The following is an 18,622-nucleotide window of genomic DNA, read 5'->3' as shown; positions in this document are numbered from 1 at the left end:
GCCAAACCGGCAAACCCCAACAATCTCCTCAGCTATGGAGATCATATGACAGGGCGCCGTGCGGCCTTGGCCACGCCTATTATGCTCTTTCGAAACCGCGCGCCACTTCCCAGTCGGTGATGCGACGATCGTATTCTTCCTGCTCCCACTCGGCAGCACGGGTGTAGTGGTCGACGACATCATCGCCGAAGGCATTGCGCAGCATCTTCGATTCCGTCATGGCGACTGTTGCCGCACGCAGCGTACGCGGGATCTCGCGGACGCTGCGAGCTCCATAGGCGTCGCCGACGAACGGCGCCTCGAGCACCATCTTCTTCTCTATCCCATCGATGCCGGCGGCAAGCAACGCGGCAAAGGCGAGGTAGGGATTGAGGTCGGAGCCGCCGACACGGCACTCGATGCGGATCGCTTTGGTGTCGTCGCCGCAGAGGCGATAGCCGGCCGTGCGGTTGTCCTTGCTCCAGATTGCCTTCGTCGGCGCAAAGGTGCCCGCCATGAAGCGCTTGTACGAGTTGATGTAAGGTGCGAGGAAGTAGGTGATCTCGCTCGCGTGGGCGAGAAGACCGGCCACGTAGTTGTTCATCAGCGGCGACATGCCGTACTTGCCACCCTCATCGTAAAAGAGCGGCGTCTTGCCGTCAGCGCTCCAGAGCGACTGATGAATATGCGACGAACTGCCGGCGGCATTGTAGTGCCACTTCGCCAGGAAGGTGATTGCCTTGCCCTTTGACCAGGCGATTTCCTTGCAGCCGTTCTTGATAATCGAGTGGCGATCGGCCATCGTCAGCGCGTCGGCATAGCGGACGTTGATTTCTTCCTGGCCCGCGGACGCCTCGCCCTTGGAATTTTCGACCGGAATGCCGGCCCCCTGAAGGCCGGTGCGGATTGCCCGCATGACCTCTTCTTCCTTGGTCGTCTGGAAGATGTGGTAGTCCTCGTTGTAGGCGCTGGCGAGCTTCAGATTGCGATAGCCGGACGCGTGCGCGGACTCATAGGTCTGGTCGAACAGGAAGAATTCGAGCTCCGAGGCCATGAACGCCTTCATGCCCATGTCTTCCAACCGCTTGACCTGTTTCTTCAGGATCGCGCGCGGTGAGTGCGACACCTCTTCATGCGTGTGGTGGTCGAGGAGATCGCAGAGCACGAGCGCCGTGCCTTCGAGCCACGGAATACGGCGCAGCGTCGAAAGATCAGGCTTCATCGTGTAGTCGCCATAGCCCTTTTCCCAGCTCGTCGCCTTGTAGCCGGAGACGGTTTCCATCTCCATGTCGGTGGCAACGAGATAGTTGCAGCTATGCGTTTCCTTCCATGCGCTTTCGAGGAAGTATTCAGCCTGAAAGCGCTTGCCCATCAAGCGGCCCTGCATGTCCACCTGGCACGCCAGAACGGTGTCGATGCGCCCGTCGGCAACATCCTGCTTGAGATCGTCGAGGGTATAGATGCTCATATTGAATCCGCCTGACCTTGAACTGAAATCGGGACAACGAAAGAGCATACCGTGAAGTGGGCCTGCCGCCTCTGATGCCTTTTCGTTGATCCGGCAAGCGGGGCCGCCATCGCGGCCCCGCCGTTGGAGAGGGAAGCCGAAACCTCAGGCTTCGCCGACAGCCTTTTCGGCAGCCGCGATTTCCACCTGACGGCGCGCAACCTCGTCGCCGATCGGTGGGCCTTTGAAGCGGCGGCTTTCGAAACCGAACCAGACGATGCCGGTAAGGACCAGGAAGCCGACCGTGATGTAAAGCGCCCATTGGTTCGGCGGCTGGATCCCGAGGACGAAGATCAGTATCATCGCAAGGATCGAAAGGACTGCGAACAGCTTGAATACGCCTTCGCCGAGGTTCCATGGACCCATCTTGTCCCACTTCGACGTGCCCCACGCGAAGAGACCGAGGGTGATCGGGATCGCAAAGGAGAAGAACAGGAAGATGACCGTGCACGAGACGACGATCGTGTAAACCGGCGTCTCGCCGATCGAAACAAGCGACGAGCCCCAGACGAACAGTACGGAGAGGATCGAACCGGTCCAGATGGCGGCAACCGGCGTGCGGTGCTGCGGGCTGACCTTGGCGAGAGCCTTGGATGCCGGCAGGCCGCCGTCACGCGAGAAGGCGAAGATCATCCGGGAGACCGAGGTCACCGTCGCCAGACCGCACAGCCACTGGCTGACGAAGATGGCGAGATAGAGCAGATCCTTGACGACAGGGTTGACTTGGCTGTCCATGGCCCAGAAGAAGACGTTCCAGCCCTGCTTGGCCGCGTCGTCCATGTTCGGGAGCATCAGCACGAATGCGCAAAGCATGATGTAGCCGAAGAGAGCCGACCAAAGAACGGAGGCAACCATGCCACGCGGAACGGAGTGGGCAGCCTTCACCGTTTCCTCCGAGGTATGCGCCGAAGCGTCATAGCCGGTGATCGTATAGATCGGCAGCAGCAGACCAAGCAGGAATACCCAGGCACCAGAAGTCGACGGCCATACGTTGCCACCCGCTTCGCCGGAATAGTTTGCGAAGGTAAACAGGCGGGCAATGTCGTAGGATGGCGCCGCCAGCAAGCAAACTGCAGCCAGGGCAATTGCCGTTGCGAAGATCAGGTAGCCCGAAAAATCGGTGAGCTTCGCCGTCAGCCCGATCCCCATGTGGTTCACGAGCGCCTGCGCGCCGGTGATAACAACCAGGAACAGGATACGCACGACAGTGGTATCAGTCAGGCCGAAGTAGCTCGTTCCAAACGATCCCATGAAGAAGTAGTAGGTGCCGACGTTGATCGCGCCGAGCACCGTAACGAGGCCGAGGAGGTTGAACCAGGCGGTTAACCAGCCGGTGAAGCGGTTGCCGAGGATCGAACCCCAGTGGTAGAGACCGCCCGCGGTCGGATAGGCCGAGCTGATCTGCGCCATCGCCACAGCGAACACCAGCGAAACGAAGCAACCGAGCGGCCAGCCGATGCCGATGGCCGCACCGCCGGCGCCCGCCGTCGCTTGCGCCAGCGAGTTGATGCCGCCGGAAAGGATGCAGATGATAGAAAATGAGACCGCAAAGTTCGAGAACGAGCTCATTCGCCGTTCCAGCTCCTGAGCATAGCCCATGGAATGCAGGACATGCATATCCTGTTTCTTGTCGTGATCCGTGTAGTCGGACATGACTTCCCCCTGTTTAGCGATCAGCCGCGGGATTGCGGGTGATCATCCAGTGCCAAAGTGCCCGTGACGTTTTCGCCTACGGGCGGACCGCAGTTAGACTGCTCCCCGGGGTCTTTTCTTCGTTGTCAGGCGTCCAGGCTTTGCTGGAGAAGCCCCGTCAGATAGTCGGCCATGACCCCTTGACCGTCTTCGTCTGAGATGAGGTCGTTGCGGACCTCGATCATTACATTACGGAACCCGTTGGACAGCCCATGCAAGATCAGCGTGTGGGTCACGCCATCCGCAGGGCCGTAGGGTTCGTTGCGTTCGATTTTGTAGAGAGGCGAGCCGGTCGATGCGGCGTTCAAAACGCTGTCGGCAAAGCGGCTGTCTTCGTCGTGCAATATACCAATTTCCACGGCGCGGGTTTTGTCGTGGTACACCGGAGTGAAGCTGTGGACAGTCGCAATCACCGTCTCCTGCCCCCTCGCCTTGCGATTTCGAATCATTGCGCGAATGGCGTCGTGGAAAGGAATATACAATGCTTCGGCGCGCGCGCGGCGTTCTTCCGCGCTGAGATGGGCATTGCCGGGAATCTCGTAAATTTCGCTTCTCGCCGGCATCGCCCCCGGAGACTCCGGCGGCCTGTTGCAATCGTAGATCAATCGCGAAAATCGCTGGTAAATGAGCGTGGCATCGAGCGCTTCGGAAATCCCGCGGGCAACTGCCAATGCGCCGGGATCCCATGCGATATGACTTTCCAGGGCCTCGCCGGAGAGACCAAGTGTGCCGTACCGTTCAGGCAGCAATCGGGATGCATGCTCGCAGATCACCAGCAACGGGCTCTTGCCATTCGGCCGCTCGACCGAAACGCATGCGCCTTCCGCTTCGCTTAGAACCTTGAACTGAGCAGGCACCACAGCCGCATCCCGATCATTAATAAAGAATGTATAAGAAAAGAATTCTTCAGCTTTCGACGACTGTCAAGCGCGCTCTGAAAATTTCTTTTCATGACAGCAGTTGACATGGATTGTGACAGCGTTGTTAACTTTCAGTGGGAAAGTGGCACAAGACCAATCCCGGGGAGCAAGTCGCGTGACCGCTGCGTCGAAGACAGTTTCGGACGTAATCCATTCGCATTTTGGCACGCTCACGCGGGCTGAAAAGCAATTGGCTGAGAGCCTGTTGGACAACTACCCTGTCTCCGGACTGGGGAGCATAACGACGATTGCGGAAAACGCAGGCGTATCGACGCCGACGGTCGTACGCATGGTTCAGAAGCTGGGCTTCAAAGGCTATCCCGACTTCCAGGCGCACCTCCATCAAGAGGTAGAAGCGACGATTTCAAATCCCATCGCCAAGCATGACCGATGGGCCTCCAACGCGCCGGGCACGCACATTCTGAACCGGTTTGCCGACGCAATCATGGGCAACCTGCGCCAGACACTGAGCGCTCTCGACACGGCGACCTTCAACGATGTCGCCTCGCTGTTGTCCGATCGTAAGCGCGGCCTTTATTTCGTCGGCGGGCGCATCACCGGCGCCCTGGCCGAGTACTTCTTCACGCATATGCAGGTCATTCGCCCGAACACCGCGCTGTTGTCGTCGAATTCGAGCAGCTGGCCGCAATATGTTCTCAATATGAATCCCGGCGACCTCTTGGTGATTTTCGATATCCGCCGCTACGAGCAGGAAATGGTTAGCCTTGCGACCGCTGCCCGCAAGAGTGGCGCCGAGATTGTCGTCTTCACCGATCAATGGGTCTCGCCGGCCGCCAAGCTCGCGCGTCATACCTTTCGCGTGCAGATCGAGGCGCCGTCGGCATGGGACTCGTCCGTCGTCACTCTCTTCATCGTCGAAGCGCTGATCGAGGCTGTCCAGAGCTCGACATGGGACGAGACGAAAGAACGCATGAAAACCTTGGAGGGTCTGTTCGAACAAACCAGACTCTTCCGCAAACTCGGCTAGGAGGAAAAATACAACGCAGAGATGACGCAAGTCGTGCATGCAAGCAACGTGTCGTAAATAAAACATCGCGGCCAACTGTCTGCTATACAAAGAAAAAAGAACGTCATCGAGCTGTCACGATAGCTTCACGTAACGTCAGTAACAGCATCGTCAGACACTGAACCCTGAAGGAGAACAACAGTGATCTCTAATATCTCAAAAATGCTTTCGCTTTCTACTGCTCTTGTTGTTGCTTCGACGGCAATCGCAGCTGCCGAACCAAGCGCTGAACTTATCGCCGCTGCCAAGAAGGAAGGCACGCTGACGACGATCGCGCTTCCGCACGACTGGTGCGGCTACGGCGACGTCATTGCCGGTTTCAAGGCCAAGTACGGCCTCGAAGTCAACGAACTGAACCCGGATGCAGGTTCGGGCGACGAAATCGAAGCCATCAAGGCCAACAAGGGCAACAGCGGCCCGCAGGCGCCCGACGTGATCGACGTTGGTCTCTCCTTCGGTCCGTCGGCAAAGGCCGAAGGCCTGATCCAGCCCTACAAGGTTTCGACCTGGGATTCCATTCCTGACAGCGCCAAGGATGCCGATGGCTTCTGGTATGGCGATTACTACGGCGTTCTCTCCTTCGTCGTGAACACCGATATCGTCAAGGACGTTCCCAAGGACTGGGCCGACCTGAAGAAGTCGGACTACGCCAACAGCATCGCTCTCGCTGGCGACCCGCGCGCTTCCAACCAGGCTGTTCAGGCCGTCTACGCTGCCGGCGTCGCTGCTGGTGAAAAGGATGCGACCAAGGCTGGTGAAGCCGGTCTCGCTTACTTTGCCGAACTCAACAAGGCGGGTAATCTCGTTCCTGTCATCGGCAAGTCCGCCTCGCTCGCTCAGGGCTCGACCCCGATCGTCGTCGCTTGGGACTACAACGGCTTGTCCTGGCGCGATACGCTGAAGGGCAACCCGCCGGCTGAAGTCGTCGTTCCGGCATCGGGCGTTGTCGCCGGCGTGTACGTCCAGGCGATCTCCGCCTTTGCTCCGCATCCGAACGCTGCCAAGCTCTGGATGGAATACCTCTATTCGGACGAAGGTCAGCTTGGCTGGCTGAAGGGCTATTGCCACCCGATCCGCTTCAACGATCTGGCGAAGAACAAGAAGGTCCCGCAGGCACTTCTCGACAAGCTGCCGCCAGCCGCTGCCTATGAAAAGGCCGTATTCCCGACCCTCGACGAGCAGGCTGCTGGCAAGACCGCCATCACCACCAAGTGGGACAGCGTCGTCGGCGCCAACGTCAAGTAATCTCTGACGCAGGACCTCTCCGCCCTCCTGGCGGAGAGGTTTCGTTCTTCATTGCCCCGATAAGGCTGTCGTCTATGACCACTGTTTCAACATCCGCGGCCCCAGCCACGCCCATGATAAACCGCGACAGGATCGTAGACTGGCTCGGCATCGCGCCGTTCATGATCTTCGCTGCGATGTTCCTTATCATACCGACGCTTTATCTGGTCGCAGGTGCATTTCTGACGCCGGAAGGCGACCTGACCCTCAAGAACATTGCCGACCTGTTCACGCCGTCGATTCTCAGCGCCTACTGGATCAGTATCAAGGTGTCCGTGGCATCTGCCCTCGGTGGCGCACTGATCGGCTTCTTCCTCGCCTGGGCAGTCGTGCTAGGCGGCCTGCCGAACTGGGTTCGTTCGGGCCTGCTGACCTTCTCCGGTGTTGCCTCCAATTTCGCAGGCGTACCGCTTGCCTTCGCCTTCCTCGCCACCCTCGGACGCACCGGTCTCGTGACCGTTTTGATGCGCGACTGGTTTGGCTTCAATCTCTATTCCACCGGTTTCAACCTGCTGAGCTTCTTCGGGCTCACCCTCACCTACATGTACTTCCAGATCCCGCTGATGGTCCTGATCCTGACGCCGGCGCTTGACGGTATGAAGAAGGAGTGGAAGGAAGCCGCGCTGATCCTCGGCGCCACCAATGGCCAGTACTGGCGCATGGTCGCCTTCCCGATTCTCTGGCCCAGCCTGATGGGCACGACGCTGCTCCTCTTTGCGAACGCCTTCGGCGCCATCGCCACGGCCTACGCGCTGACCGGCAGCTCCCTCAACATCGTGCCGATCCTGCTCTATGCGCAGATCCGCGGCGACGTGCTTCACAACGCCAACCTCGGCTACGCGCTGGCGCTTGGCATGATCGTCATCACCGGCCTGTCCAACCTTGTTTACATCCTGCTGCGCATGCGCGCTGAACGGTGGCAAAAATGAAGACATCACGCCTTGGAGCCTGGATATCCATCGCATTCGGCGCGATCTACTTCGTCCTGCCGCTCATCGCCACAATCGAATTTTCGCTGCGTATGCGCCGTGGCGCCTACAGTTTTGATGCCTACGCCTCGGTTTTTTCCGAAGCGCAGTTCCGCGAGACCTTCGGTTATTCGATGCTGATGGCGCTGCTGACGATCGTCTTCGGTATGCTGCTTGTGGTGCCGACAGCCTATTGGGTGCGCCTGCGCTTGCCGCAGATCCGCCCGATCGTCGAGTTCATCACGCTGCTGCCGCTCGTCATCCCGGCAATCGTGATCGTCTTCGGCTACCTCAGAATGTACAACTCATCGTCGATCCTGCCGCTGACGGGTTCGACGACGGGCACGAACATCCTGCTGGTCCTCTCCTACATGACGCTCTCGCTGCCCTACATGTACCGCGCCGTCGACACCGCCATGCGGGCAATCGACGTCCGCACCCTGACGGAAGCGGCCGAAAGCCTCGGCGCAAGCTGGACGACGATCTTGTTCAAGTGCATTTTCCCGAACGTCATGAGCGGCGTGCTTTCCGGCGCCTTCATCACGCTTGCGATCGTTATGGGCGAATTCACCATGGCCGCGCTGCTCAACCGTCCGGCCTTTGGCCCCTACCTGCAGCTGGTGGGCGCCAACCGCGCCTACGAGCCGTCGGCACTGGCCGTCATTGCCTTCTCGATCACCTGGCTCAGCATGGGCCTGCTGCAACTCGTCTCCCGCTTCCACAAAGCCGCCCCGGCTAAGTCGTAAGGTATCTGGTTTCATGGCTTTTCTCGAACTCGCAAACCTCAAGAAATCCTTCGGCAACACGCAGGTCGTGCATGACTTCAACATGCAGATAGAGAAGGGTGAATTCATTTCCTTCCTTGGCCCTTCAGGCTGTGGCAAGACGACCGTCCTGCGCATGATCGCCGGTTTCGAAACGCCTTCCGCCGGTCGCATCGCCATCGGCGGCAAGGAGCAGAACAGCCTGAAGCCCAACAAGCGCAATATCGGCATGGTTTTCCAGGCTTATGCGCTGTTTCCCAACATGACCGTTCACGACAACGTCGCCTTTGGCCTGAAGGTTGCCGGTGCGCAGACGACGGAGATCGATCAGCGCGTCAAGGAAATGCTCGCGCTGATCAAGCTCGACCACCTTGCCGACCGCTATCCCTATCAGCTCTCCGGCGGCCAGCAGCAGCGCGTGGCGCTTGCCCGTGCGCTTGCAGTACGCCCGCAGGTACTGCTGCTCGACGAGCCGCTGTCTGCCCTCGACGCCAAAATCCGCGTGTCGCTGCGCGAGGAAATCCGCGCGATCCAGCAGAAGCTCGGTATCACCACCGTCTTCGTGACGCACGACCAGGAAGAAGCCCTTTCAATCTCCGACCGCATCGTCGTGATGAACGCCGGCCGCGCCGATCAGATCGGCACGCCGTTCGAAATCTACAACACCCCGGCGACGCGCTTCGTCGCCTCCTTCGTCGGCACACTCAACATGATCGAAGCGACGGTCGTCGATCCCGCTGCCAACCGTATCCAGATCGGCGACCAGGGCGTGACGCTGAAGCAATCCGTTGCCGCCTTCAAAGCGGGCGATACTGTCTCGCTGGCGCTGCGTCCGGAAGCCGGATCGCTGACCGAAGGCACGCCAAGCGACACGAAACTGACGGGGCAGGTCGTATCGGCCCACTTCCTTGGCTCGGTCATCCGCACGCGTATGAACGTCGGCGGCAACGTCATTTCATTCGACATGTTCAACAGCCCCGGCGTGACCCCGCCGGCCGCCGGCGAGACCGTCACGCTCCGCTTCATGGCAGCTGACCTTCTCGTCATCCGCGACTGACCGCCGAAGCGCTCCCTTTGCGGCTTTGCCACACCCGCTTACGCATTTTCCGGCGCCGTATTGCGCGGCGCCGGAAATTGCTTGAAATGGCGATTTTGATGCGCAACGACGGCTGAAACGTTTTCGTTAGGCAAGATCAGCATCATGTCCCCTACCACGACCACCGCAGCGCCCCGTCGCCTCACTTCGCAGGACTTCCGCACACTAGGCCTCTCGGCCCTCGGAGGTGCGCTTGAGTTCTACGACTTCATCATCTTCGTCTTCTTTGCGGCGGTCATCGGCAAGCTGTTCTTTCCGGCCGACATGCCGGAATGGCTCGTGACGATCCAGACCTTCGGGATCTTTGCCGCCGGCTACCTCGTGCGCCCACTCGGCGGCATCATCCTGGCGCATTTCGGCGATCTTTTCGGCCGCAAGCGTGTCTTCGCCCTCTCGATCCTGCTGATGGCGCTTTCGACGCTCGGCATGGCGGCGATGCCGACCTATGCCACGATCGGGGTTGCCGCTCCGGTTCTGCTGGTCCTCATGCGCATCCTGCAGGGTGCGGCAATCGGCGGCGAAGTGCCTGGCGCCTGGACCTTCGTGGCGGAGCACGTCCCCTTCCGTCGCGTCGGCTTTGCCTGCGGCTTCCTCTGCTCCGGCCTGACGCTCGGTATCCTGCTCGGATCATTCATCGCAACGATCATCAACTCCGTCTTCACGCCGGCGGACGTCGAAGCCTATGCCTGGCGCATCCCATTCTTCCTCGGCGGCATCTTCGGCCTCGTTGCCGTCTATCTGCGCCGCTGGCTGCAGGAAACGCCTGTCTTCTCGGAGATGAAACAGGCCCGCTCGCTCGCTCCCGAGTTGCCGTTGAAGGCGGTGCTGCGCGACTACCTGCGCGGCGTGATCATCTCGATGCTGCTGACCTGGATCCTGTCGGCTGGCATCGTCGTGACGACCCTCATGACGGCGACCTTGCTGCAGAAACTTTACGGCTACACCGCGCAGCAATCGCTTGCAGCCACCAGCTTCGGCACCCTCTTCCTGATATTCGGCACCGCCGCCGCCGGCGCGATCGTCGACCGGGTTGGCTCGGGCCGCTTCTTCGTTGTGTCGAGCATCTTCTTCGGCGCAGCGACCTTCGCCTTCTATACCTACGCGGCCGTTTCACTGACCGTCCTCTTCGTTCTCTACGCAATCATGGGACTCTCGGTCGGCATGGTGGGTGCCGTGCCTTACGTTATGGTCCGCGCCTTCCCGGCTCGTGTCCGCTTCAGCGGCCTCTCCTTCTCCTATAACGTCTCCTACGCCATCTTCGGCGGCCTGACGCCTCTGGTGGTGGCATCGCTGCTGCCGCTGAACGCGATGGCGCATGCCTACTACCTTCTCTTCATCGCAGTATTGGCATTCGTCCTCGGCCTCTATCTGATTGCCAAAGGCGACAGCATCGAATCCGAAGTCGGTATCGAAGAGCCAACGGATCGCGTTGCCGCCTAGTTTAAATACAAGCCTTCGGCCGCGCGGCTAACCCTCGCGGCGTTTTCCCTAAGACGAGATTTTCAATGATCACTTGCTATTTGCGTTATACAATCGACCCATACAAGATCGTCGAATTCGAGCAGTATGCGCGCCTCTGGATCCCGATCGTCAATCGGATGGGCGGCACACATCACGGCTATTTCCTACCATCCGAGGGCGCCAACAATATTGCCATCGCGCTGTTTTCCTTCCCGAGCCTTGCGGCTTACGAGGACTACCGAACCCGCATGGCAAGTGATCCGGAATGCCAGGCCGCATTCGACCTTGATAAGCGTAACCGCAGCATCATCAGCTACGAGCGCAGTTTCATGCGGCCCGTACTTGGCTGATCGGTAGAAATGGAAAGCCCCGCTCAATGTCGGGGCTTACGTTTTGTGGCGGGCGTCTAGCGGATTGCCTGGTCATTTGCATCGAAGCGATGCATGTGGCCCGTATCCGGCGTCGCGTAGACGATGTCATCCGGCTCGTACTTGTGCTCGCCGAAAAGGCGCGCGGTGATAAGACCACACTGCTCGGATTCCAGATAGATGATGGTGTCCGCCCCGAGATGCTCGACGTGGACGACCTTCGCCCGCCAAGTGCCCTGCTCGCGCGAAAGGGTCAGATGCTCCGGGCGGACGCCGACGGTCTTTGCGCCGGCATCGGCGACCTTGTCGCCGGGAATGAAGTTCATCATCGGCGAACCGATGAAGCCCGCGACGAAGACGTTTGCGGGGCGGTTGTAGAGCTCCATCGGTGAGCCGACTTGCTCGATCGCACCGGCATTCAACACCACGATCTTGTCGGCAAGCGTCATCGCCTCGACCTGGTCGTGGGTGACGTAGATCATCGTCGCCTTGAGGCTTCGGTGAAGGCGGGCGATCTCGAGACGAGTCTGAACACGAAGCGCAGCATCGAGGTTTGACAGTGGCTCGTCGAAGAGAAAGAGCGCCGGCTCGCGCACGATCGCACGGCCAATAGCGACACGCTGGCGCTGACCACCGGAAAGCTCTGCCGGGCGCCGCGCGAGGTAGGGTCCCAGCGACAGCATCGAGGATGCCTTGCTCACCCGCTTGTCGATCTCGTCCTTTTGCGTGCCGGCCTGCTTGAGGCCGAGGCCCATGTTGTCCTTGACCGTCAGGTGCGGATAAAGCGCGTAGGACTGGAACACCATCGCGATACCGCGCTTGGCGGGAGGCGTCAGCGTCTCATCCTTGCCGTTGATGAGAACGGCGCCCGAGGTGACATCCTCCAACCCCGCAATGCTGCGCAGAAGCGTCGATTTCCCGCACCCCGAAGGCCCGACGAAAATGACGAACTCGCCGTCCTTGACCTCGAGGTCTATACCCTTCAGCACCTCGTGGATGCCGTAGGTCTTGCGGATGGATTTGAGTTGAAGCGATCCCACTAGTCGTATTCCTTACAGTTTGACCGGCGCTTGGAGCTTGACGGCTTGGCCGGTACGCACGCTTTCGTCGGCGGCGAGGCAGATGCGCAACGAAGCGACGGCGTCTGCCATGTGACGGTTAAGGTCGATGTCCTCGCGAATGGTCTTCAGCATGAAGGCCTGCTCGCGGTCGCAGAGTTCCTGATGGCCAGGTTCTCCCGCCATCGTCATGTCCTGGTCCGGCCTGATGAACCTGCCGTCGGGTCCCGTCTCTGCCGTGTGCAGACGAATGACCGAGGTCTTGGTGTGAGCGTCGATGTCGTCAGACTTGGCGTTCGGGTCCATGACGATCGAGACGGACCCCTTCGGCGACATGATGTCCTTCACGAAGAACGCTGTTTCCGAGATCATGGGGCCCCAGCCAGCCTCGTACCAGCCGACGGAACCATCCTCGAAAAGCACCTGAAGCTGGCCGTAATTGTACATATCGGGCGCGATTTCGTCCGAAAGGCGCAGTCCCATGCCGCGCACTTCCAGCGGCTTGGCGTCGGTGATCTGGCACATGACGTCGACATAATGCACGCCGCAATCGACGATCGGCGACGTCGTCTGCATCAGTGACTTATGGGTCTGCCAGGTCGGACCGCTGGACTGCTGATTGAGATTCATGCGGAAGACATACGGCCCGCCGAGCTTGCGCGCCTCCTCGATCAGCCGCATCCAGGACGGGTGGTGGCGAAGGATATAGCCGATCACCAGCTTCCGCCCGGCCTCCTTTGCCGCCGCCACGACGCGCTGCGCATCGGCAACCGTTGTCGCCAGCGGCTTCTCGACGAAGACGTCGCAACCGGCTTCGAAAGCCGCGACGGCATAGTCGGCGTGAGTGTCCGAATAGGTGCAGACGGCGCAGAGATCGGGCTTCAGCTCAGCAAGCGCCGCCTCGAAATCCGAATGGATCTTGTAGCCCCGCAGTTCCTCCGGCAGATCAGGCGTCGAGCGATTGACCAACCCGACAATCTCGAAGCCGGGATTGTTGTGATAGGCCAGCGCATGGCTACGTCCCATGTTGCCGAGGCCGGCGACCAGAACGCGGATTGGCTTTTCGGACGCACTCACTTGACCGCTCCCGAGGTGATGCCGCGGATCAACTGCCGCGAGAAGATGACATAGAGGACGAGGATCGGCAGGATCGCCAGCGACAGCGCGGCAAGCACGGCATTCCAGTTGGTCACGAACTGCCCGATGAAGATCTGCGAGCCGAGAGTAACAGTCTTCGTTGCTTCGGATGGCGCCAGGATCAGCGGGAACCAGAGATCGTTCCATATCGGGATCATGGTGAAGACGGCAACCGTCGCCATGGCCGGGCGCACCAACGGCAGCACGAGCCGGAAGAAGATCGAATACTCCGAGAGCCCGTCGATGCGACCGGCGTTCTTCAGGTCATCGGAAACCGTGCGCATGAATTCCGACAGGATGAAGATCGCAAGCGGAATGCCCTGAGCCGTATAGACGAGGATCAGCGCTGTCAGCGTGTTGACGAGGCCTGCTGCCACCATCCCCTGCAGGATGGCGACCGTGCCGAGGCGAATCGGGATCATGATGCCGATCGCCATGTAGAGACCGGTCAGCGTGTTGCCCTTGAACTTGTACTCCGAGAGCGCAAAGGCGGCCATCGCGCCGAACAACAGCACGAAGAAGATCGAAACGACCGTGACGATGAAGCTGTTCTGGAAATAGGCGGCGAAGTCCCCCTGCCCCAGCACGGTCTGATAGCCGACAAGGCTGAAGGTCGAGGGTGTCGGGACCTGCATTGGCGAACGGAAGATCGCGTTGCGGTCCTTGAACGAGTTGATGATCGTCAGAAACACCGGGAAAATGGCAACCAACGTATAGCCGATGAGTGCCAGGTGAACGAGGCCGGCGCGGATGGGGGATGTGCGTGCTCTGTTGGACATGACACACTCCTCAGAACTGGTACCGGCGCATGCGCCGCTGGATGGCAAAAAGATAGAACGACACGCCGGCGAGGATGATCAGGAACATGACCGTCGCGATCGTGGCGCCCATCGAGCGGTCGCCGAGCTGCAGCTGGAACCCGAAGAAAGTGCGGTAGAGCAGCGTACCCAGAATGTCCGTCGACATGTCAGGCCCGGCAAGCGCACCCTGCACTGTATAAATCAGGTCGAACGCGTTGAAATTGCCGACGAAAGTCAGGATCGAAATGATACCGATCGCGGGGAGGATCAAGGGCAGCTTGATCTTCCAGAACTGCGCCCAGCCGGTGATGCCGTCGCACTCGGCGGCCTCGATCACCTCCTCAGGGATGCTGAGTAGCGCAGCGTAGATCAGCATCATCGGAATGCCGATATATTGCCAGTTGGAGATCAGCGACACGGCGATGAGCGCCGGCCCGGACTGCCCGAGCCATGGGGCAAAGAACGACTTCATGCCGACGAGACTCATCAGCCACGGAGCAACGCCCCAGATCGGCGACAGGATGAGCTTCCAGATGAAACCGACGATCACGAAGGAAAGCAGCGTCGGCAGGAAGATGGCCGTGCGGTAGAACGCCACGAAGCGAAGTCGTGGCGTCGAAAGCAGCGCCGCCAACGCGACGCCGATCGGGTTTTGCACGCACATATGAATGACGAAGAAAATGAAGTTGTTGACCAGCGCGTTCCAGAAATCGTGCGCCCAGCGCGCATCGCCCAACAACACCTTGTAGTTCGCGAGCCCGACGAAGGCAGGCGCGCCATCGACGGTGTTGTAGAACGAAAGCCTGAGCGTTTCGATCAGCGGCAGGACCATGATCGCCGAGTAGACGACAAATGCCGGGAAAAGAAAGACACCGATGTGCCAACGCACGGGGCGCCTGATGGGAACGACATCGATAGCGGATGCGGCTTCGCTCATGGCTTTTGCCTGTTCTTCTTGGCTGCGCCGGTGGTGCAGCGCGTCTGACACGGCGGGCAGAACGCCCTTCCCTCCAATCATCTCCCCGTCTCTTCGGGTTTCGAAGGCGGCGGGGAGAGGAAAAGCGGACACGAAATGGCTTAAGGTCGAATGAGGGACGACGTCACGCCGTCCCTCACCTTTCATCACTTGGCCGGCTTGTACCAGCCGTCGAGGCCCTTCTGGAGCTTCTCGGCAGCAACCTGCGGCGTGTCGGTACCGTTGACCACGTTAGCCGATTCAACCCAGGTCTCGTTTTCGAGGTTCGGCGTGCCACGCGACAGGACCTGGTAGGTAGAGCGGACGGTCGACTTGTACGGGCCGCGCCAGGAAACGAATTCCTGAGCCAGGGGATCGGTCATCTTCACCGGGTTGGAGTTCAGGCTGAAGAAGCCCGGGAGCGAGTTCGCGTAGATGTCGGCGAATTCGTTTGAGGCAACCCAGCTCAGAAACTTCTTGGCTTCTTCGGGATGCGTGCTCTTGGCGTTCAGGCCGACGCCGATATCCGGATGGTCGGAGATGTAGCCGGTGTCACCAGCCTTCGGAACCGGCGGCGGGAATGCGCCCATCTTGAACTGAGCCTGGCTGTTGAACAGCGAGATTTCCCAGGAACCGGCCGGGTAGATGGCGGCACGGCCGAGCGTGAAGAGGTTCTGGCTGTCCGAGTAGGTCTGAGCTTCGAAGCCGTCGCCGAGGTACGGCTTCCACTTGGCAAGCTCTTCGTATGGCTTGACCCAATCGGCATCCGTCAGCTTCTGCTTGCCGGAGATCAGCGCAGCCCGGCCTTCCTCGCCCTTCCAGTAGTTCGGACCAATGTTCTGGTAGCCCATGGTTGCGGCCTCCCAAAGATCCTTCGTGCCCATGGCGAGCGGGATGTAGGTGCCGTCAGCCTTGATCTTGTCCAGCGCTGCATAGAACTCATCCTGCGTCTTCGGAACAGCGATGCCGAGCTTCTCGAAGGCATCCTTGTTGTAGATGAAGCCGTGGATGACCGAAGCCATCGGCACGCAGAACGTTGACTTGCCGTCGTCGGTCGACCAGGCAGCCTTGGCGACAGGCGTGAAGTTCTCCATACCAGCCAGGCTGGTGAGATCGACTAAGTGTTTCTTGTTGAACAGTTCGAGCGATGGATCGAATGGACGGCAGGTGATGATGTCGCCTGCGGAGCCGGCATCGAGTTTGGCGTTCAGCGAAGCGTTGTATTCGGTTGGCGCGGTCGGCGAGAAGACGACCTTGATGCCCGGGTTCTTCGCTTCGAAGACCGGGATGATCTTTTCCTGCCAGATCTGCAGGTCGTCGTTACGCCAGCTTTCGATCGTCAGCGTGACGTCGGCAGCGTGAGCAAGGCCCACGGATGTCAGCAGGCTGGAGGCCAGCAGGAAGCCCTTCAGTGCAGTGTTCTTCATTTCCCTCTCCTGTTTTGAGCGCCGATGGGCGCCGTTCTTGACCTGAAACGAGCGGTTGCGTGCATGAGATGGCACCCAACGCCCCTTGGGGCCGTCAGCAATTGCCGGCCCGAAAGCTCAAATCGGTTCGACAGGTACGACACCCGTCGACCAGACGGCGTGCCCGAACAAGAAACCGATCCGGCACAGCCGTGAAAGGGAAACCCGATGGCGAGAAACGGCTGAAGAGCGACAAAGCCGCCACGGCCGGATCCGCATTTCATCGAGTGGCCCGGCTTATCTCTGTCCTGCCGGTTTGTTGCTGCCCGATGCGCTGTTCCCTTTGATGGAATTAAGTCCAAAAAAATACCAATTGTCCAGCCAATTTTAACATCTGAGCGACAGAAAAGTCTCGTCGAAATTTTTATGATGTAAAATCAAATAGATAAAAAGACAAATTTTTGCAGCGCTTTGCACTTGGTAAATGGTATTTTTTTGGTATGGTAGTGGAAACAAGGGGGCAAGCGGATTTTGGTGGCTCAATGACAGACCTTGCGATCGGCATTGATGGCGGCGGTTCTAGCTGCCGCGCCGCAGTCACGGATACGACGGGACGCATCCTGGGCCGTGGCACGGCCGGCCCGTCGAACATTCTGTCCGACCTCGACGCCTCTCTGCTCAACATCGTTGCGTCGGCCAGAAACGCATTGAGCGACGCTGGCCTTTCGCCCGAAGCCGTTTCCAGCGTCGCGGCGGTCGTCGGCGTCGCCGGCGCAAATGTGGGCGACTATGCGGAGCGCATCGAGCGCGCCCTGCCCTTTGCCAGACGTCGCGTTGTCACTGATGCGACGACCGCGCTTCAAGGAGCGCTGGGCAATTCCGACGGCGTGATCGGCGCGTTCGGAACCGGCTCCGTCTACAATGCGCGCCGCAAAGGAAAGCTCTACGGCATCGGCGGCTGGGGGTTCGTTGTCGGCGATCAGGCAAGTGGCGCCCGCCTCGGTCGCGATCTGCTGGAGCAGTCTCTGCTTGCCCATGACGGCGTGCGCCCCTCCTCGCCAGTCACCCGGACGTTGATGGCCGAGTATGGCGACGATCCGGAACGCGTCGTCGAGTTTGCCCACGTGTCCCGTCCCAATGACTTCGCGCGCTATGCACCCGTCGTCTTTGAGGCTGCCGCTAAAGGCGATCCGGTTGCGACGGCGATCGTGCAGAACGCGGCAGCCTCGATCGGCGAGAGCCTGGATGCACTGCTCTGGCCGGAATGCCAGGCCATCTGCCTGCTCGGCGGCCTGGCGAAGGCTTATCGTCCGTGGCTTGCCGAGCGTCACATCGCCCTGCTGCGCGAGCCGAAGGGGGACGTTCTGCAAGGTGCCATCGAGCTCGCGGTGAAATTTCTGCGGGAAGAAGGAAGAGGCGCGGCATGACGTATGATTTTGCAAGCCTCCTTTCCCCCGAGCGCCTCCAATCTGGCGGCACGGGCCCGCTCTACGTCAAACTGCGGCGCACGCTGGAAGATGCGATCCGCACCGGTACGCTCAGCCATGGCGACGCCTTGCCGCCCGAGCGCGATATCGCCGAATTTGCGACGGTAAGCCGCGTCACGGTGCGCAAGGCGATCGATGAACTCGTTGCAGACGGCCTGCTTGTCCGCCGCCACGGCTCCGGGACCTTCGTGACGAAACCGGTATCGAAGGTCGAGCAGCGCCTCTCGCAGCTGACCTCCTTCACCGAGGACATGGCCCGACGCGGCATGACCTCGCGTTCCGAATGGCTGCACAAGGGCATCCACACCCCCTCACCCGATGAAATGATGATCCTTGGTCTCGCTACCGACGTCAGGGTCTCGCGCCTTAGCCGTCTGCGCATCGCCGACGACCAGCCACTGGCAATCGAAAACGCCAGCGTCTCCGGCGAATTCCTTCCGGATCCTTTCGTCGTGACGACGTCGCTCTATGCCGAGCTCGAGCGTCGCCAGGTACGCCCGGTACGCGCCGTGCAGAGGATTTCGGCGACCAACATGAAGGAGGCCGACGCCCATCTGCTCGGCGTTGCCGTCGGCGCTGCCGGGCTGTCGATCGAGCGTATCTCCTATCTTGGCTCCGGACGTGCGGTCGAGTTCACCCGCTCGCTCTACCGCGGCGACGCCTATGATTTTGTCGCCGAACTGACGATCGGTGCGCCGTGATGCCTGGTCGCA

17 protein-coding genes are annotated in these 18,622 nt (G+C 60.1%); 9 read left to right on the top strand and 8 right to left on the bottom strand.

Annotated elements, in window-relative coordinates; genetic code table 11:
- Positions 1 to 79: 79 nt before the first annotated feature.
- From BSG20_RS23945 to BSG20_RS23935, 3 genes are all read right to left on the bottom strand, one after another.
- Entirely contained in the window at positions 80 to 1,447 is a 1,368-nt protein-coding gene (locus BSG20_RS23945) for a glutamine synthetase family protein (protein ID WP_072379327.1), read from the bottom strand.
- Between the two features lie 144 nt (positions 1,448 to 1,591).
- Complete coding sequence (locus tag BSG20_RS23940; RefSeq protein WP_072379329.1) at positions 1,592 to 3,139, bottom strand: amino acid permease; 1,548 nt, start codon at positions 3,137 to 3,139, stop codon at positions 1,592 to 1,594.
- Positions 3,140 to 3,264: 125 nt separating this feature from the next.
- Positions 3,265 to 4,038, bottom strand: coding sequence for an N-formylglutamate amidohydrolase (locus BSG20_RS23935; protein WP_072379331.1), 774 nt, complete (start codon positions 4,036 to 4,038; stop codon positions 3,265 to 3,267).
- A 175-nt stretch (positions 4,039 to 4,213) separates the two neighbouring features.
- Here BSG20_RS23935 and BSG20_RS23930 point away from each other — a divergent pair, with 175 nt between their 5' ends.
- The 7 genes from BSG20_RS23930 (at position 4,214) to BSG20_RS23900 (ending at position 11,048) form a co-directional block, all read left to right on the top strand.
- Complete coding sequence (locus BSG20_RS23930) at positions 4,214 to 5,086, top strand: MurR/RpiR family transcriptional regulator (protein ID WP_024313660.1); 873 nt, start codon at positions 4,214 to 4,216, stop codon at positions 5,084 to 5,086.
- Between the two features lie 201 nt (positions 5,087 to 5,287).
- A complete protein-coding gene (locus BSG20_RS23925) occupies positions 5,288 to 6,370 on the top strand; it encodes an ABC transporter substrate-binding protein (RefSeq protein ID WP_370874211.1) in 1,083 nt (360 codons plus the stop codon).
- A gap of 74 nt (positions 6,371 to 6,444) precedes the next feature.
- The gene (locus BSG20_RS23920; protein WP_072379335.1) at positions 6,445 to 7,338 is read left to right on the top strand and encodes an ABC transporter permease; all 894 of its coding nucleotides are present in this window, start codon (positions 6,445 to 6,447) and stop codon (positions 7,336 to 7,338) included.
- Entirely contained in the window at positions 7,335 to 8,123 is a 789-nt protein-coding gene (locus BSG20_RS23915; RefSeq protein ID WP_024313663.1) for an ABC transporter permease, read from the top strand. The genes BSG20_RS23920 and BSG20_RS23915 overlap by 4 nt, the downstream gene beginning before the upstream one ends.
- 13 nt (positions 8,124 to 8,136) lie before the next feature.
- A complete protein-coding gene (locus tag BSG20_RS23910; RefSeq protein WP_072379337.1) occupies positions 8,137 to 9,198 on the top strand; it encodes an ABC transporter ATP-binding protein in 1,062 nt (353 codons plus the stop codon).
- Between the two features lie 144 nt (positions 9,199 to 9,342).
- Positions 9,343 to 10,677, top strand: a complete 1,335-nt coding sequence (locus BSG20_RS23905) for an MFS transporter (RefSeq protein ID WP_072379338.1) — start codon at positions 9,343 to 9,345, stop codon at positions 10,675 to 10,677.
- 65 nt (positions 10,678 to 10,742) lie between these two features.
- Positions 10,743 to 11,048, top strand: a complete 306-nt coding sequence (locus BSG20_RS23900; protein ID WP_072379340.1) for an NIPSNAP family protein — start codon at positions 10,743 to 10,745, stop codon at positions 11,046 to 11,048.
- Positions 11,049 to 11,104: 56 nt separating this feature from the next.
- Here BSG20_RS23900 and BSG20_RS23895 read toward each other — a convergent pair whose 3' ends face one another.
- The 5 genes from BSG20_RS23895 to BSG20_RS23875 all read right to left on the bottom strand — a co-directional run bounded on the left by BSG20_RS23895 (position 11,105) and on the right by BSG20_RS23875 (position 16,443).
- Complete coding sequence (locus tag BSG20_RS23895; protein WP_072379342.1) at positions 11,105 to 12,106, bottom strand: ABC transporter ATP-binding protein; 1,002 nt, start codon at positions 12,104 to 12,106, stop codon at positions 11,105 to 11,107.
- Between the two features lie 12 nt (positions 12,107 to 12,118).
- A complete protein-coding gene (locus BSG20_RS23890; RefSeq protein ID WP_072379344.1) occupies positions 12,119 to 13,201 on the bottom strand; it encodes a Gfo/Idh/MocA family protein in 1,083 nt (360 codons plus the stop codon).
- Complete coding sequence (locus BSG20_RS23885; RefSeq protein ID WP_072379346.1) at positions 13,198 to 14,040, bottom strand: carbohydrate ABC transporter permease; 843 nt, start codon at positions 14,038 to 14,040, stop codon at positions 13,198 to 13,200. Before BSG20_RS23885 ends, BSG20_RS23890 begins: the two co-directional genes overlap by 4 nt.
- A gap of 10 nt (positions 14,041 to 14,050) precedes the next feature.
- Positions 14,051 to 14,998, bottom strand: a complete 948-nt coding sequence (locus BSG20_RS23880) for a carbohydrate ABC transporter permease (RefSeq protein ID WP_072379389.1) — start codon at positions 14,996 to 14,998, stop codon at positions 14,051 to 14,053.
- A 185-nt stretch (positions 14,999 to 15,183) separates the two neighbouring features.
- The gene (locus tag BSG20_RS23875) at positions 15,184 to 16,443 is read right to left on the bottom strand and encodes an ABC transporter substrate-binding protein (RefSeq protein WP_072379348.1); all 1,260 of its coding nucleotides are present in this window, start codon (positions 16,441 to 16,443) and stop codon (positions 15,184 to 15,186) included.
- A 521-nt stretch (positions 16,444 to 16,964) separates the two neighbouring features.
- On the opposite strand from BSG20_RS23875, the gene BSG20_RS23870 reads away from it, so the two are divergent.
- Together BSG20_RS23870 and BSG20_RS23865 are read left to right on the top strand one after the other, a co-directional pair.
- Positions 16,965 to 17,849: a glucosamine kinase nucleotide-binding domain-containing protein gene (locus tag BSG20_RS23870; RefSeq protein ID WP_072379350.1), complete on the top strand. Its 885-nt coding sequence runs from the start codon at positions 16,965 to 16,967 to the stop codon at positions 17,847 to 17,849.
- Positions 17,846 to 18,610, top strand: coding sequence for a GntR family transcriptional regulator (locus BSG20_RS23865; RefSeq protein ID WP_072379352.1), 765 nt, complete (start codon positions 17,846 to 17,848; stop codon positions 18,608 to 18,610). Before BSG20_RS23870 ends, BSG20_RS23865 begins: the two co-directional genes overlap by 4 nt.
- Positions 18,611 to 18,622: the final 12 nt, after the last annotated feature.

It is taken from the genome of Rhizobium tibeticum (assembly GCF_900110205.1).
Lineage (GTDB): Bacteria > Pseudomonadota > Alphaproteobacteria > Rhizobiales > Rhizobiaceae > Rhizobium > Rhizobium tibeticum.
The sequence above is the reverse complement of the archived record's forward strand: the minus strand, read 5'-3'. Positions and strand labels throughout refer to the sequence as shown.

Coding starts and splice junctions, on each gene's coding strand:
- BSG20_RS23905 (WP_072379338.1), top strand. CDS start 9,343: ATGTCCCCTACCACGACCACCGCAGCGCCCCGTCGCCTCACTTCGCAG.
- BSG20_RS23875 (WP_072379348.1), bottom strand. CDS start 16,443: ATGAAGAACACTGCACTGAAGGGCTTCCTGCTGGCCTCCAGCCTGCTG.
- BSG20_RS23915 (WP_024313663.1), top strand. CDS start 7,335: ATGAAGACATCACGCCTTGGAGCCTGGATATCCATCGCATTCGGCGCG.
- BSG20_RS23870 (WP_072379350.1), top strand. CDS start 16,965: ATGACAGACCTTGCGATCGGCATTGATGGCGGCGGTTCTAGCTGCCGC.
- BSG20_RS23865 (WP_072379352.1), top strand. CDS start 17,846: ATGACGTATGATTTTGCAAGCCTCCTTTCCCCCGAGCGCCTCCAATCT.
- BSG20_RS23920 (WP_072379335.1), top strand. CDS start 6,445: ATGACCACTGTTTCAACATCCGCGGCCCCAGCCACGCCCATGATAAAC.
- BSG20_RS23945 (WP_072379327.1), bottom strand. CDS start 1,447: ATGAGCATCTATACCCTCGACGATCTCAAGCAGGATGTTGCCGACGGG.
- BSG20_RS23940 (WP_072379329.1), bottom strand. CDS start 3,139: ATGTCCGACTACACGGATCACGACAAGAAACAGGATATGCATGTCCTG.
- BSG20_RS23925 (WP_370874211.1), top strand. CDS start 5,288: ATGCTTTCGCTTTCTACTGCTCTTGTTGTTGCTTCGACGGCAATCGCA.
- BSG20_RS23900 (WP_072379340.1), top strand. CDS start 10,743: ATGATCACTTGCTATTTGCGTTATACAATCGACCCATACAAGATCGTC.
- BSG20_RS23910 (WP_072379337.1), top strand. CDS start 8,137: ATGGCTTTTCTCGAACTCGCAAACCTCAAGAAATCCTTCGGCAACACG.
- BSG20_RS23880 (WP_072379389.1), bottom strand. CDS start 14,998: ATGAGCGAAGCCGCATCCGCTATCGATGTCGTTCCCATCAGGCGCCCC.
- BSG20_RS23885 (WP_072379346.1), bottom strand. CDS start 14,040: ATGTCCAACAGAGCACGCACATCCCCCATCCGCGCCGGCCTCGTTCAC.